This window comes from Bradyrhizobium sp. Pa8 (genome assembly GCF_052588265.1).
Genome location: NZ_CP176767.1, coordinates 7,592,048 through 7,606,565, shown reverse-complemented (window position 1 = coordinate 7,606,565; position 14,518 = coordinate 7,592,048). Strand labels below are relative to the sequence as shown.

The window sequence follows — 14,518 nt, the reverse complement described above, 5'->3', positions numbered from 1 at the left end:
AGATTCCCTTAGTTCAGCGCATCGTTAAGCGCCGCGTTGAGCGCCGCGAGACCTTTCTTGAGCCCGCCCTTGAGGTGGACCCGGAGCGCGCGCCGGCCGCGCTCGGTGAGCACGTCGAAGTCGCCGCGCGCCTGCGCGGCCTTTATCACGCCGAAGCTCGCCTTCTGGCCCGGCACCGACAAGTCCTTGGCATCGTCGGCCGTGATCTGGAGAAACACGCCGCTGTCGGGCCCGCCCTTGTAGGCCTGCCCGGTCGAATGCAGGAAGCGCGGTCCGAACTCGGCGCAGGTCGCGACGTGACGCTTCTCGCGCACTTCGAGACGCATCGCCTGGAGTGCGTCGATCGTCGCCTTGTCGCGCGCGATGTAGCCGAGCAGGGCGACATAGTCGCCATGGCTGGAGCGGGAGAGATGCGCCTTCAGCCACGAGGTGAGGTCGCCGTTGGCGCCGGCGGCGCGCAGCGCCGTGGCGTTGGCCTCGTCGGTGTAGAGATCGGCCTCGTCCGTGCTGACCACCGGCTGCTCGGCCGGCAATGCACCGGTCTTCTCGAACGAGGCGGTGAGCTCGCGGGTCTTGATCTTGGCCGCTTCCACGTCCGGCTGGTCGAACGGGTTGATGCCGAGGATGCTGCCCGCCACCGCCGTCGCCATCTCGAAACGGAAGAACTCCTGGCCGAGATGGTCGATCGATTTCATCACGATGCGCACGACGGGATGGCCGGCGGCTTCGACCGCGGCGAGCTTGGAGTCATGCGCTGCGTCCGCTTCGCCCTCGGTGCGAATGTCGATGAAGAAGCGGTCGTTGCCGTAGAGCGCGGGCTCGCCCAGCGGCTCGCCGGCGATCGGGATCAGGCCCTTGCCTTCCTTGCCGGTCGATTCCGCGATCAGCTGTTCGGCCCAGGCGCCGAAATCGGCGATCTTCTTCGACGACAGGATCGTCACCTTGTCGCGCCCTTCGAGGCCGGCGAGGCCCATGGCAAGGCCGAGCTGGACGCCCGGGTTCTCACCTGGCGGCACGTCGGGTCCGCAGGAGCGGGCCATGGAGAGCGCGTGTTTGATCAGCGTCTTGACGTCGATGCCCGCGGTTGCCGCCGGCACCAGGCCGAACGGCGAGAGCACCGAATAGCGGCCGCCGATCGAGGGTTCGCCATGGAAGATGCGGGCGTAGTTGAGGCTCTTCGCCGCCTTCTCCAGAGACGAGCCGGGATCGGTCACCGCGATGAAGCGATGGCCGGTCTTCACTTTCGGCCCGACCGCCTGTGCGACGCGTTCGTGGAAATAATCTTTCATCGCGTTCGGCTCGGTGGTCCCGCCGGACTTGCTGGAGACGATGAACACGGTGTTGGCGATGTCGATCCTGGCCTCCATTGCCCGGACCTGCGCCGGATCGGTGGAATCCAGCACGTGCAATTTCGGGAAGCCGGGCTTCCGCGCAAAAGTCTCGGCCAGCACCTCGGGGCCAAGGCTCGATCCGCCCATGCCGAGCACGACGGCATCGGAGAACTTTTGGCCCTTCACGCGGCTCGCATAGTCCTCATAGTCGGCGACGTCGGCCTTCGCCGCGCTGTCGAGCCAGCCGAGCCATTTGTCCTCGTCGGCGCCGGTCCAGACCGATTTGTCGCGCTGCCATAGCCTGCGGATCTTTGCCGACGCGCGCCATTCCTCGGTGCTCTTGGCCACCGCCTTGCCGAGGCCGTCGCCGAGCGAGAGAAGCTGGTGGTCGATCGCGGGCCCGAGCACGGTTGCCCGCTTGTGGGCGACGGCGCCATAGAGCTTGTCGGCGGCATCGGCGAACTGCTTGACGCCGTCCTTGACGAGTTCCTCGGTGATTGCCTCGAGCGAGACGCCCGAGCGCTCCAGTTCTTCCAGCACGCGGCGGGCATCGTCGACATTCTCTTCCAGGCTGTCGCGCGGCTTGCCATGGTCGCGGAACGCGTCGAGCGTCGCCGGCGGCACGGTGTTGACGGTGTCGGGACCGATCAGTTCCTCGACATAGAGGACGTCGCTGTAGTCCTTGTTCTTGGTGCCGGTGGAGGCCCACAGCATCCGCTGCGGCTTGGCGCCCTTGGCAGCGAGCTTGTCCCAGCGCGGGCCGGAAAACAGGCGCTTGTAGTCCTGGTAGGCGACCTTGGCGTTGGCGATCGCGACCTTGCCCTTCAGCGCGGCGAGCCGCTCCTTCTCGGATGGATCGTTGGCGCGGGCGATCTTCTCGTCGAGCTGCTTGTCGACGACCGAGTCGATGCGGCTGACGAAGAAGCTCGCGACGCTCGCCACGTGCGACGGGTCGCCGCCGCCGGCGACATATTTTTCCAGACCGGCGAGATAGGCCTCGGCAACCTGGAGGTAGACGTCCCTAGCGAACAACAGCGTGATGTTGATGCTGATGCCGTCGCCGATCAGCGTCTCGATCGCCGGCAGGCCCTCCGGCGTCGCCGGCACCTTCACCATCAGGTTCTTGCGGTCGACATCCTTCCAGAGCCGCCGCGCCTCGGCGACCGTGCCGGCGGTGTCCATCGCCAGATAGGGCGAGACTTCCAGGCTGACATAGCCGTCGCCGCCCCTCAGGCGGTCATAGACCGGGCGGAGCACGTCCGCGGCGTTCTGGATGTCCTCGATCGCGACGGCCTCGAACAGGTCGGCCACGGTCCGGTCGCCGCGCTTCAGCGCCTTGCCGATCGGGGCGTCATACTCGTCCGAGCTGCCGATCGCCTTCTCGAAGATCGACGGGTTGGAGGTGACGCCCTTGACGCCGTCGGTGTCGATCAGCCGCTTCAGGTCGCCCTTGGCGATGAAGCCACGGGCCAGGAAGTCCAGCCAGACGGCTTGTCCGTGCTTTTCCAGTTCTTTGACGGGATTCATGATGTTTATTTATCTCCAAGCCTGCGGGCGAGGGGTTTCCGCGCCGGTCCTGACGCGCTATCCTCTAGCCTACATGCTCCCGGGAGGGAACCAATCAAGGGGATAGGCGTCTTACCCTCCAGTGTAACTCCGTCGCGATCATGGCGATCCAGGCGGAAGTAGCCGTGTTGCGTAAAAAGTCGTCGGCCGGAGCAGTGGCCAAGGGCTCGTTGCGCAACGTAGCCGCTTCGTCTCGTCAGCCCAGTCTGCATGGAGTGTCATCAGCGGATTACGGTCCGCCTGATAGATCGTCGCTCGGCCGCGAATGGCCATGCTGGGGAAGAGCATGCACGCACATCATGACCGTCTGACGCTCGCTATTGCCGACAGCCCGCAATCGGTCGCGCCGGCCGCATGCATCGATGCGACCCACGATCTCGAAATCAGTCCATGTACGACCCAGTTGCGGCTGCTGGTCGCGGCGGGCTTCGCAATGACCCTGTTCAGTGCGACCCTTGCCTTCGACTGGTGGGACGGTCTGGGCGACTACGATACGACGGTCGGCTATGCCGGCGTCGTGCTGTTCGGCCTGGTGACCGGCCGGCTGATCTGGCTGCTGCCCGCCGAGCGGGGGCCGGTGGTGATCGTCACCCCCTACGGCATCCGCGACCTCCGCATCGGCAACGAATTTCTGCTGTGGGACTCGATTGCGGAGATTTCGGCTGAGGAATGCCGCGGCCACAAGGCGATCGTGCTGACGCTGACGCCGGCCTTGCAGCGGCAGCTCTGCACCGTCAGCACCTTGGCGCCCCGCGCGGAGAACGAACGGCAGAATGAACGGATTGTCATCCGCTCCGAGGGTTTGGCGACCGATTTTGATACACTGCTGCGCGCTTGCCGCGATTGTCATGCTGCGAGCGCTGCGCGCACCGCATTGCAGCAGGAAGATGAACGCGGCACGCAAGGCTTCGCCGTACAAGCGTCATAAGATTGCCGCTCGCAGATCGCTCCATGTTGCAGTGCCGGATGGGCTTCATCCCCGGTAATGCCCGGATGTTGCGACCAAGTGACATTTTCTGGAAATGAGCGAAGATAGATACAGATTCGCACAAATTACAGGCATGTGCCTGTTCGTAACTCAACGAGTGCCTACGTTGTGCGTTGCGTCGTGTTGGCACCAGGGTGTCCAATGATCGTCATGTGCTCACGCTGATTCGAAACGGCCTGAGGAACGGTCCGGTAACTGCTTTCGTTTCAGCTTGTGGCGGAACTCACGCGGAGAGGGATCATGTATAACGATTCTCTATTCAACGCTTTCGCTAAGTCGTTCGAGGCGAGAAGCCAACACGACATGTCGATGGCGGAATATCTGGAATCGTGTCGAAGCGATCCCATGAAATACGCGAACGCGGCCGAGCGACTGCTAGCAGCCATCGGTGAGCCTCAGACGATTGACACGGCCAAGGACCCACGCCTTGGCCGTATTTTTTTGAACCGCACCATCCGGACCTATCCGGCCTTCGCCGGCTTCTACGGCATGGAAGAAACCATCGAGCGCATCGTCGGTTTCTTCCGTCACGCGGCACAGGGCTTGGAGGAGCGCAAGCAGATCCTCTATCTGCTCGGCCCCGTCGGCGGCGGCAAATCCTCGCTCGCCGAGCGGCTCAAGTCGCTGATGGAAGTGCAGCCGATCTACGTGCTCAAAGCCGGCGATGAATTGAGTCCGGTGTTTGAAAGCCCGCTCAGCCTGTTTGATCCCGATCATCTCGGGCCGGTGCTGGAGGAGAAGTACGGCATTCCGCGCCGGCGTCTCACCGGCCTGATGAGCCCGTGGTGCTACAAGCGGCTGGAAGCCTTCGGCGGCGACATCTCGCAATTCCGTGTCGCCAAGATCCAGCCGTCGCGGCTGCGCCAGATCGCGGTCTCCAAGACCGAGCCTGGTGACGAGAACAACCAGGACATCTCGTCGCTGGTCGGCAAGGTCGATATCCGCAAGCTCGAGACCTACGCGCAGAACGATCCCGACGCCTACAGCTATTCGGGCGGCCTCAATCGCGCCAATCAGGGCATCCTTGAATTCGTCGAGATGTTCAAGGCGCCGATCAAGATGCTGCACCCGCTGCTCACCGCAACGCAGGAGGGCAACTACATCGGCACCGAGAATATCGGCGCGATCCCCTTCACCGGCGTGATCCTCGCGCACTCGAACGAAGCCGAGTGGTCGAGCTTCAAGGCCAACAAGAACAACGAGGCCTTCATCGACCGCATCTGCGTGATCAAGGTGCCGTACTGCCTCCGGGTCACCGAAGAGCAGAAGATCTACGAAAAGCTGATCCAGGGTTCGGAGCTCGCGGCCGCGCCGTGCGCACCCTCGACGCTGGAGACGCTGGCGCGGTTCTCGGTGATGTCGCGCCTGCGCAAGCACGAGAACTCCACGCTGTTCGGCAAGATGCGGGTCTATGACGGCGAGAGCCTGAAGGAATCCGATCCGAAGGCACGGAGCGTCCAGGAATATCGCGATGCCGCCGGCGTCGACGAAGGCATGGACGGCGTCTCCACCCGATTTGCCTTCAAGATCCTGGCTGCGACCTTCAACCACGATCCGCAGGAAGTCGCTGCCGACGCCGTGCATCTGATGTACGCGCTGGAGCAGTCGATCCGCCGCGAGCAGCTCCCGGAGGAAGTCGAGAAGCGCTATCTCGAATTCATCAAGGCGGACCTGGCGCCGCGGTACGCCGAGTTCATCGGCAACGAGATCCAGAAGGCCTATCTCGAATCCTACTCGGATTACGGCCAGAATCTGTTCGACCGCTACGTCGACTACGCCGATGCCTGGATCGAGGATCAGGACTTCAAGGATGCCGACACCGGCCAGCTGCTCGATCGCGAGCTTTTGAACCAGGAACTGACCAAAATCGAGAAGCCGGCGGGTATCGCCAATCCAAAGGACTTCCGCAACGAGGTGGTCAAATTCTCGTTACGGTCGCGCGCCCAGAACAGCGGCAAGAATCCGACCTGGATTTCCTACGAGAAGATTCGCGACGTGATCGAAAAGCGGATATTCTCACAGGTCGAGGACCTGCTTCCGGTCATCTCCTTCGGGTCGAAGAAGGACGGCGAGACGGAGAAGAAGCACGGCGAGTTCGTCGCACGCATGGTGGAGCGCGGCTACACCGAGCGTCAGGTTCGCCGGCTCGTCGAATGGTACATGCGTGTGAAGCAGGCCGGTTGAGGCGGATGGAGCGGATGGAAAAGTGCCCATTCACATTATTGACAGGCGCCTGAATCCAGGCGGCAAGAGTCTTGAGAACCGGCAGCGGTTCTTGCGTCGGGCCAAATCCCTGGTGCAGGGCGCCGTCAAGAAGACCTCGCAGGAACGCGACATCAAGGACGTCCTGGAGGGTGGTGAGGTCACGATACCGCTCGACGGCATGCATGAGCCGCGTTTCCGCCGTGAAGGCGGAACGCGCGACATGGTATTGCCCGGGAACAAGAAGTTCATCGAGGGCGATTACCTCCAGCGATCCGGCCAGGGCAGCGCCAAGGATTCCGGTCCCGGCGAAGGCGACAGCGAGGACGCGTTCCGCTTCGTCCTCTCCCGCGACGAGTTCGTGGATCTGTTCCTCGACGACCTCGAACTGCCGGATCTTGCCAAGCGTAAGATCGCGCAGACCGAGAGCGAGGGCATCCAGCGCGCCGGCTACACCACGTCCGGCTCGCCCGCCAACATCTCGGTCAGCCGGACGGTGAAGCTCGCGCTGGCGCGCCGCATCGCGCTCAAGCGTCCCCGCAAGGAGGAGATCGAGGAGCTGGAGGCCGCGATCGCGGCATGCACCGACGAGGACGAGCGTGTGGTGCTGCTCGCCGAGCTCGAAAAGCTGAAGGCGAAGACCAAGCGCATTCCCTTCGTCGATCCGCTCGATATCCGCTACCGCCGCTACGAGAAGGTGCCGCGGCCGGTCGCGCAGGCGGTGATGTTCTGCCTGATGGACGTCTCCGGCTCGATGTCCGAGCACATGAAGGATCTCGCCAAGCGCTTCTACATGCTGCTCTACGTGTTCCTGAAGCGGCGCTACAAGCATGTCGAGATCGTCTTCATCCGCCACACCGACCGCGCCGAGGAGGTGGACGAGCAGACCTTCTTCTACGGACCGGCCTCGGGCGGCACGCTGGTCTCCAGCGCGCTCCACGCGATGCACGAGATCGTGCGCGAGCGTTTCAATCCGGCGGACTGGAACATCTACGCCGCGCAAGCCTCCGACGGCGACAATTCCTATTCCGACGGCGAGCTCACGGGCATGCTGCTGACCGACAAGATCCTGCCGGTCTGCCAGTTCTTTGCCTATCTCGAGGTCGGGGAGTCCGGCGGCAGCGCCTTCGATCTCTCCGACTCCTCGCTCTGGACCCTCTACGACCGCCTGCGCAACAGCGGCGCACCGCTCTCGATGCGCAAGGTCAGCGAGCGCAGCGAGATCTTCCCGGTGTTCCACGATCTGTTCCAGCGCCGCGAAAACTCCCAGGAGAAAGCCGCTCCATGACGGAACGCTTGTTCGAAGGCGCCGATTGGGATTTCCACACCTTGCAGCGCATCACCGATGCCTGCGAGGAGGTGGCGACGAAGGATCTCGGGCTCGACGTCTATCCGAACCAGATCGAAGTCATCACCGCCGAGCAGATGCTGGATGCCTACTCGTCCGTCGGCATGCCGCTGTTCTACAAGCACTGGTCGTTCGGCAAGCACTTCGCGTTCCACGAGGCCTCGTACCGCAAGGGCCTGATGGGGCTTGCCTATGAGATCGTGATCAACTCCTCGCCCTGTATCTCCTATCTGATGGAGGAGAACACGGCGACGATGCAGACGCTGGTGATCGCCCACGCCGCCTTCGGCCACAACCACTTCTTCAAGAACAACTATCTGTTCAAGCAGTGGACCGACGCCGACGGCATTCTGGACTATCTCGACTTTGCCAAGAACTACGTGATGACCTGCGAGGAGCGCTACGGCCGCGTCGAGGTCGAGCGCACCCTGGATGCCGCGCATGCGCTGATGTCGCACGGCATCGACCGCTATCCCGGCAAGAAGAAGCTGGATCTGCGCGCCGAGGAGAAGCGGGCAGGGCGCCGCCGTCAGCACGAGGAGGAGGTCTTCAACGACCTCTGGCGCACCGTGCCGAAGGGGGCGTCGAAGACCCGCTCCGCGCTCAGCATCGAACGCCGCCGCAAGCTGCTCGGCCTGCCGCAGGAAAACCTGCTCTACTTCCTGGAGAAGAGCGCGCCGCGGCTGGCGCCCTGGCAGCGCGAGCTTTTGCGCATCGTCCGCCACATCGCGCAATATTTCTATCCGCAGAGCCAGACCAAGGTGATGAACGAGGGGACGGCGACCTACGTCCATTATCGCATCATGACCAAGCTGCATCAGCAAGGCCGCATCTCCGACGGCAACTTCCTCGAATTCCTAGGATCGCACACCAACGTGGTGTTCCAGCCCGAATTCGACGATCCGCGCTTTTCCGGCTTCAATCCCTATGCGCTCGGCTTTGCCATGATGCAGGACATCGAGCGTATCGTCACCCGGCCGGAAGACGAGGACCGCGAGTGGTTCCCCGACATCGCCGGCAAAAACGACGTGATGGGCGTGCTGCGCGACGTCTGGGCCAACTACCGCGACGAAAGCTTCGTCGCGCAGTTCCTGAGCCCGAAGCTGATGCGGCACTTCCGCATGTTCCACCTGCACGACGATCCCGAGGAGCGCGCCGGCATCCGGGTCGATGCCATTCACGACGATCGCGGCTTCCGCCGGGTGCGGCGCGAGCTGGCGCGGCAGCACGATGTCGGCTTCATCGATGCCAATATCGAAGTGGTCGACGTCGATCTCTCCGGCGACCGCCGGCTGATCCTGCATCACCACGTCATCAAGGGCTCGCAGCTCAACGAGACCGACGCCAAGCGCGTGCTCCAGCACCTCGCCGATCTCTGGACTTACGACGTCTCACTGATCGAGGTCGATGCCAACGACAAGGTCCTGCGCGAATATGTCGTAAGCCCGCGCCCGATCCCGGCGGCGGCCTGAGGCGGCTGGTAGCTGCTAGAACGTCGACGTGGCGGTAGCTCGCCCGCGGCCCATCCTTCGAGACGCCCGCCTTTGGCGGGCCTCAGGATGAGGATGGAGTATGCGGGAGCTATGTCGACAGACAGCAATTCTGCCTAGCTTCATCCCGAGGAGACCGCGGAGCGGTCGTCTCGAAGGAGAGGCGCTTGCTCCGGCCGTCACCAAGAATTTGCATCGAGTTGATGTGGTCTAAGTCGATCGCTTCTTCGCCGGCTTCTTCTTGGACGCATTCAGCTCCACCCCCGCGCGAATGAGCGCCTTCAACGCCTTCTCGTTGATCTTTTCTCCCTCGCGAATGTCGATCGCGCGGCGCACGTTTCCCTCGAGGCTCGAATTGAACAGGCCGGCCGGGTCGTCCAGCGCCGCGCCCTTGGCAAAAGTCAGCTTCACGACGGCCTTGTAGGTCTCGCCGGTGCAGATGATGCCGTCGTGTTCCCACACGGGAACGCCGCGCCATTTCCATTCCTCGACGACATCAGGATCGGCCTGCTTGATCAGGCCGCGGATTCGCCCCAGCATCTCGCCGCGCCAGTCGCCGAGCTCCTTGATCCTGCCGTCGATCATCCTGGAGGGCGAAGCGCCCTCCGTCTTGGTCGCGCTGCTTGTCTTCGCGGTCACAGCCTTCTTCATGATCACGCCTCTTGCCGCGCGCCGCTGCGGCGGCTGACATAGGGCAGCGCGAACATGTAGAGCCCGGTCGCGAGCAACGGAATCAGCGGGACGAATGCCAGCAGCCCGATCCACGTGGCCTGGATTTGCAGCGTCAGGGCAACAATGTTCGCGATGACGGCGAGCGTGAAAGCAAGCGACAGCCAGCGATGGATCTGTCGAACCCACATATTCCCGGTCAATGAAACCTCCTCTTGAGATGATCGAATGAAAGCCGGCGACGGACCTAGTCAGCTCGCGCCAGCACCTCGTCCAGCTTGGCGAAAAACTGCTTCCAGCCGGCATGCGCTCCGCCATAGGCCTGCTTCTGCGTCGGGCTGAAGCCCGCCTGCTCGACGCGCAAATGCGTGCCCGCGTTCGTCGGTGTCAGCGTGAAGGTCACCACGCTTTTCAGATCGAACGCCGCGTCCTCATGCGAGAAATTCCAGGTATAGGCGAGCGCCCGCTGCGGCTCGATGGTGAGGACCTCGCAGTCCAACACGCCGCCCCATTCGCCGCGAAGAATGAAGCGATGACCGACGACCGGCTTGAAGTCGTTCTTCATCAGCCATTCCTCGATCAGATGCGGCTGCGTCAGCGCGCGCCAGATCCGCTCGGCGGGGAAGGAAAATTCGCGCTCGATCACCACGGAGCGCATCTCGGCGGCAGCTTCGGTCATTGGTCCATCCTCTTCAGGAGATCGTCGAGAGCATCGAGCCGGTTCTGCCAGAAGCCGGCCATCTGGCCGGTCCAGTCGATCAGCGGATTCAGCGCGTCGGGCTGCGCGCTGTAATGGGTCTGGCGTCCTGCATGGCGGTCGCGCACCAGCCCGGCCTGCTTCAGCGCGCCGAGATGCTTTGAGACCGCCGGCTGGGAAACGCCGGATGTCGCCGTCAGTGCCCCGACCGTCTGCTCGCCCTCCCGGCACAGCCGCTCGAAGATCGCCCTCCGGGTCGGATCGGCGAGCGTCCTGAACAGAAGGTCGTGCGCGGCGGACATGTGAAATCCATAACCCACAAGTTATGGATAAACTCATAACCGTAGAGTTATGGGTAAGTCAAGTGCGATGGGATGGCGCTCGCTGGCGCAACCCTATCCACCGTCATTGCGAGGAGCCCTTGCGACGAAGCAATCCAGCCTGCCTCCGCGGAGGGACTGGATTGCTTCGCGGAGCCTGTCATCGGGCCGCGCTTCGCGCGGACCCGTTGGCTCGCAATGACGGAGAATGTGGCGGCGCCTAGGGTCGCAGATAGAGATAGCCCTGCGACTGGAGCTCGGCCAAGCGGACCACGCCGCCTTTCTCCGCGCTGACGAAGCCCGGCAGCAAACCCGTCAGCGTGACGTTCTGCGCCTTCATGGTGTTGGCGCACGCCGCGAGCTCGATACCGTCCTTGGAGAAACCGCCGACGCGCTTGCCGACGTCGGGGTTGGCCTGTGCCCGGTGAAACGCCTTCAGCGCCGGCCCGTGAATCACCAGCGCGATTGTGACGTGTTGGGGGCCGCCGACGCCGTCAATGTGGTTCTGGATGTTGCCGAGCACGAAATTGACCTTCTCGGCGTCGCTCAGGTGATAGACGACCTTGAGCTTGTTGCCCGCGCCGGCTTCCGTCGCGGCCTTCGCGCTGGAGCCGGCAAGCGCCGCGCCCAGGGCCGAGATGGCGCTCCACAAGATGCTCCGGCGGTTCATGGCGATCTCCCTCGACTGGCCTGATTTCGCCGAGGCCTATCACTTGTGGCGCAGCGCGGCGAGTTCCTTGCGGTCCGTCACCAGCGAGGCGCATTCGCTGTTGTCGGTGCGGTCGAGGCGGAAAATGCCGTCGTCGGCACCAGCGACCAGCGATTGCTCGGCTTCGTCATCCGGCTTGTTGTTCTGCCAGACCCTGACCCGCGCCAGCCGTACCATCGCCGACTTGTCGTCCCTGGAGAGCGCAACGCCGATACCGCCGCCTTCGCAGTCGACACCGCAGCCGAGCCGGATCTCGATGCCGTCCTTGGTGAAAACAGCGTGGTTACAGGAGCCGCTGGAGTCGAAATCGCCGGAGCGGTGGCGATATCTGAAGCCGAGCCGGAAGGAGTTGTGGAGCTCCTTGTCCTCCTTGTCCAATTCCGCCGAGACCAGCAGCTTCATCGAGGCGACCTTCTGCTTCGGATGCCGCGCCAGATGCGCGGCATCGTAGCGGCGGACGAAGCAGGCATAGGCCTTGCTGCCGGGTGTCCCGGCATACATGCGCATGTTGAAGGTTGCGGCCTCGGCCTTGGTCGGCTCGCGGATATCGTCGGCCTCCTCGGCGCGGGCGGCGCCGACGAAGGCGGCAAGGACAAGCGGAAGGAGGAGGGCAAGCTTCATGGTCGCACCGGGCGCGTGAACTGTTGACGGCCGCATCGGAGGGGGTGAGAGCCGACTGGCGGTTAGTCGCAAGCCGAACGCCACGCGTTCAAGTGCCGGTGCCTTGCCTTCCCGTGGAGAGCCTCGCGCAAGGTTCCAGTCCTAATGACTTGGAAGACGGGGCGTTCGTAAACCCTGGGTTGTCGCAAAAGGCTGGTGGCGGTCGAACATGTCCGTAGGTCAGAACTTGCCCAACATTACGATCGGCTATTCCCGGGGACGGCTGCTGGTGTCTTTCGGCGCCGGTCTGCTGCTGACGCTGCTCTGTGCTGCGCTCGCATTCACGTGGCAGCAAGGCAAGAACATCACCACATTCGAGGTCGCCGCCTGCTATGTCGGCGCGGTGTTTTTCGGCCTCGCTACCTTCAGGATGCTCTGGAGGTTGATCTCCGCCAGGTCGCCGGTCGTCTTCATCAGCCGTGTCGGCATTCGCGACCTCAGGCTCGCCGACGAGACCATCGCCTGGAGCTCCGTGCGGAAGATACAGATCTGGGAGCAGCGCGTGCAGAAGTTCGTGGTGCTCAAGCTCGATCCCCTTGTAGCCGGGCGATTCTCCGGGGGCTTCCTGGGGCGTGCCTTGTCGCTGATGAACAAGACGCTCGGGGCTGACGGCGTGATCGTCAATGCGGGCGGCCTGACCATGGACGTCAAGACATTGCTCGAGACCTGCAAGCAATATTGGGGTGCCGGACGACCGGCCCCTTCGGACCACCCCGTGCCGGAGCCTGAACCGGCGCCCGAGGCTGTCAGCTGAAGCGGCCGAGGAATAGGCCGCGCTGCCGGGTGGTCGCGCGAGCCTTAGTCCGCTGTCGGTCCGAGAAGGTTCAATCCTTGCGGCGATTCTGCCCGGGAACTCGGCGCCGCTGATTTCTACGAGATTGTCGCGGATCATCAATGTGATAGTCTTCACAGACAGCTGAAATTCGACGTCGTAAGCTCACCCGCGTTTGTGGAGTTCCCGCGATGGGCGAGATTCGTAACTTCAGATCCGGAAATCATGACGAGCCGCCTCCACACGGCTCGATGCCTCGTCGTCTCGCCGCAATCATCGTCGGTGACATCGCTTCCTACAGCCGCTTGATGCAGGCCGACGAGGAAGGCACGCATGTTCGCGTCAAGCGGATCGAGCGGGATCTCATCCAGCCCAGCATCGTCGAGCACCATGGAGCGTTGGTGAAGACGACGGGAGACGGCTTCATCGCGATCTTCGACAGTCCCGTCGAGGCCGTTCGCTGCAGCATCGTCATTCAGCAGAACCTCGTCGGGCGCAACGCGTCGCTTCCGAAGGAATCCCGGATCGAATATCGGATTGGCGTCAATCTTGGCGATGTCATCGTGGAGCCGGACGATATCTACGGCGACGGAGTCAACATCGCCACACGCATCGAGGGTATCGCCGAGCCCGGTCAGGTCTATATCTCGGGCGCGATCTACGAGCAGATCAAGCACAAGGTGGTGTGCGGCTATGAGTCGCTCGGCGACCGCAAGGTCAAGAACATCACCGATCCGGTGCGCGTCTATCGCGTGCTGCCGGACGCAGATGCGGTCGGGAGGACGCGAGGCCGGCGCGAGAATACCCTGATCTTCCTTCTCGGCGTCACGCTCCTCGTGATCGCTTCCGGTGTGCTGTGGTATCTGCTGGCGCAGCCGTCGGGCAGGGTGAAGGAGCAGGCCGCCGCACCGACTGCGGCTCCGGTCGCATCACCGAGCCCGCAACCTCCACCGCGAGAAGCAGCGACACAAACGCCGCAGCCGTCTCCTTCATTGGCGGCATCGTCTCCATCGCCCGCTCCGGCGCCAAGTGCTTCGGCGTCAAGTGCTTCGGCACCAAGTCCAGCACCAAGCCCATCGGCCACGCCGTTCCGCGAACCCGAGATGATCGCCATTCGCGGCGGCAGCTTCGCGATGGGAAGCAATGACGACCCCACCGAACGTCCCGTCCACCAGGTCACGGTCAAGCCGTTCTCGATCGGAAAATATCCGGTGACCGTGCAGGAATGGAACGAATGCGCGGCTGCAAAGGCGTGCGGCTTCACCGCCATCGGCAAGGACGATGCGCCGATCAGCAATGTGAGCTGGACCGACGCGCAGCAATATGCGGCCTGGCTCGCGCGGACCACGAAGAAGTCGTATCGGCTTCCGAGCGAAGCCGAATGGGAATACGCCGCGCGCGGCGGGACGCAGACGAAATATTGGTGGGGCGACAAGCTCCAGCCGGGTATGGCGGGATGCAAGGATTGCGGTGACCTCGCGGCCGAGCAGCCGGCAAAGGTCGGCAGCTTCAAGCCGAATCCGTTCGGCCTCCACGACATGGGTGGCGGTGTCGACCAGTGGGTCGAGGACTGCTGGCGCAGGACCTATCAGGGCGCCCCCGGTGACGGCTCGGCATGGACCGGCGGGGACTGCTCGTCGCATGTCCTGCGCTCGGGTTCATGGAAGAACGATTCGAGATATGTGAGGCCGTCCAACCGCGATGGCTACGATACCAATGTTCGTTATCCGACGCATGGATTCCGCGTTGCTCTAAGTCCTTAAGTG

General features: G+C 63.3%; 13 protein-coding genes. 6 read left to right on the top strand and 7 right to left on the bottom strand.

What is annotated here, in order from left to right:
• Positions 1 to 8: 8 nt before the first annotated feature.
• Positions 9 to 2,858 carry a bifunctional transaldolase/phosoglucose isomerase gene (locus ACKWRH_RS36080; protein WP_445217410.1) on the bottom strand — a complete coding sequence of 950 codons (2,850 nt, stop codon included), beginning with the start codon at positions 2,856 to 2,858 and terminating at the stop codon, positions 9 to 11.
• Positions 2,859 to 3,162: 304 nt separating this feature from the next.
• Here ACKWRH_RS36080 and ACKWRH_RS36075 point away from each other — a divergent pair, with 304 nt between their 5' ends.
• The 4 genes from ACKWRH_RS36075 to ACKWRH_RS36060 all read left to right on the top strand — a co-directional run bounded on the left by ACKWRH_RS36075 (position 3,163) and on the right by ACKWRH_RS36060 (position 8,907).
• Complete coding sequence (locus ACKWRH_RS36075; RefSeq protein ID WP_445217409.1) at positions 3,163 to 3,825, top strand: STM3941 family protein; 663 nt, start codon at positions 3,163 to 3,165, stop codon at positions 3,823 to 3,825.
• A gap of 300 nt (positions 3,826 to 4,125) precedes the next feature.
• The gene (locus tag ACKWRH_RS36070) at positions 4,126 to 6,069 is read left to right on the top strand and encodes a PrkA family serine protein kinase (RefSeq protein ID WP_445217408.1); all 1,944 of its coding nucleotides are present in this window, start codon (positions 4,126 to 4,128) and stop codon (positions 6,067 to 6,069) included.
• 28 nt (positions 6,070 to 6,097) lie between these two features.
• Positions 6,098 to 7,375: a YeaH/YhbH family protein gene (locus tag ACKWRH_RS36065; protein ID WP_445222537.1), complete on the top strand. Its 1,278-nt coding sequence runs from the start codon at positions 6,098 to 6,100 to the stop codon at positions 7,373 to 7,375.
• The gene (locus tag ACKWRH_RS36060; RefSeq protein WP_445217407.1) at positions 7,372 to 8,907 is read left to right on the top strand and encodes a SpoVR family protein; all 1,536 of its coding nucleotides are present in this window, start codon (positions 7,372 to 7,374) and stop codon (positions 8,905 to 8,907) included. Before ACKWRH_RS36065 ends, ACKWRH_RS36060 begins: the two co-directional genes overlap by 4 nt.
• Positions 8,908 to 9,135: 228 nt before the next feature.
• Here the strand turns inward: ACKWRH_RS36060 and ACKWRH_RS36055 are convergent, their stop codons facing one another.
• From ACKWRH_RS36055 to ACKWRH_RS36030, 6 genes are all read right to left on the bottom strand, one after another.
• Positions 9,136 to 9,576, bottom strand: coding sequence for a DUF1801 domain-containing protein (locus tag ACKWRH_RS36055; RefSeq protein ID WP_445217406.1), 441 nt, complete (start codon positions 9,574 to 9,576; stop codon positions 9,136 to 9,138).
• Positions 9,577 to 9,578: 2 nt separating this feature from the next.
• A complete protein-coding gene (locus ACKWRH_RS36050; RefSeq protein WP_085405218.1) occupies positions 9,579 to 9,797 on the bottom strand; it encodes a hypothetical protein in 219 nt (72 codons plus the stop codon).
• Positions 9,798 to 9,841: 44 nt separating this feature from the next.
• Positions 9,842 to 10,273, bottom strand: a complete 432-nt coding sequence (locus ACKWRH_RS36045; RefSeq protein ID WP_445217405.1) for an SRPBCC family protein — start codon at positions 10,271 to 10,273, stop codon at positions 9,842 to 9,844.
• The gene (locus ACKWRH_RS36040; RefSeq protein WP_445217404.1) at positions 10,270 to 10,593 is read right to left on the bottom strand and encodes an ArsR/SmtB family transcription factor; all 324 of its coding nucleotides are present in this window, start codon (positions 10,591 to 10,593) and stop codon (positions 10,270 to 10,272) included. Before ACKWRH_RS36040 ends, ACKWRH_RS36045 begins: the two co-directional genes overlap by 4 nt.
• 238 nt (positions 10,594 to 10,831) lie before the next feature.
• Positions 10,832 to 11,281: a DsrE family protein gene (locus ACKWRH_RS36035; protein WP_445217403.1), complete on the bottom strand. Its 450-nt coding sequence runs from the start codon at positions 11,279 to 11,281 to the stop codon at positions 10,832 to 10,834.
• A gap of 39 nt (positions 11,282 to 11,320) precedes the next feature.
• The gene (locus ACKWRH_RS36030) at positions 11,321 to 11,941 is read right to left on the bottom strand and encodes a hypothetical protein (protein ID WP_445217402.1); all 621 of its coding nucleotides are present in this window, start codon (positions 11,939 to 11,941) and stop codon (positions 11,321 to 11,323) included.
• A gap of 208 nt (positions 11,942 to 12,149) precedes the next feature.
• Between ACKWRH_RS36030 and ACKWRH_RS36025 the strand changes: the two genes are divergently transcribed.
• Together ACKWRH_RS36025 and ACKWRH_RS36020 are read left to right on the top strand one after the other, a co-directional pair.
• Complete coding sequence (locus tag ACKWRH_RS36025; protein WP_445217401.1) at positions 12,150 to 12,734, top strand: STM3941 family protein; 585 nt, start codon at positions 12,150 to 12,152, stop codon at positions 12,732 to 12,734.
• A gap of 209 nt (positions 12,735 to 12,943) precedes the next feature.
• Positions 12,944 to 14,515, top strand: a complete 1,572-nt coding sequence (locus tag ACKWRH_RS36020; RefSeq protein WP_445217400.1) for an SUMF1/EgtB/PvdO family nonheme iron enzyme — start codon at positions 12,944 to 12,946, stop codon at positions 14,513 to 14,515.
• The last annotated feature ends 3 nt before the right edge of the window (positions 14,516 to 14,518 follow it).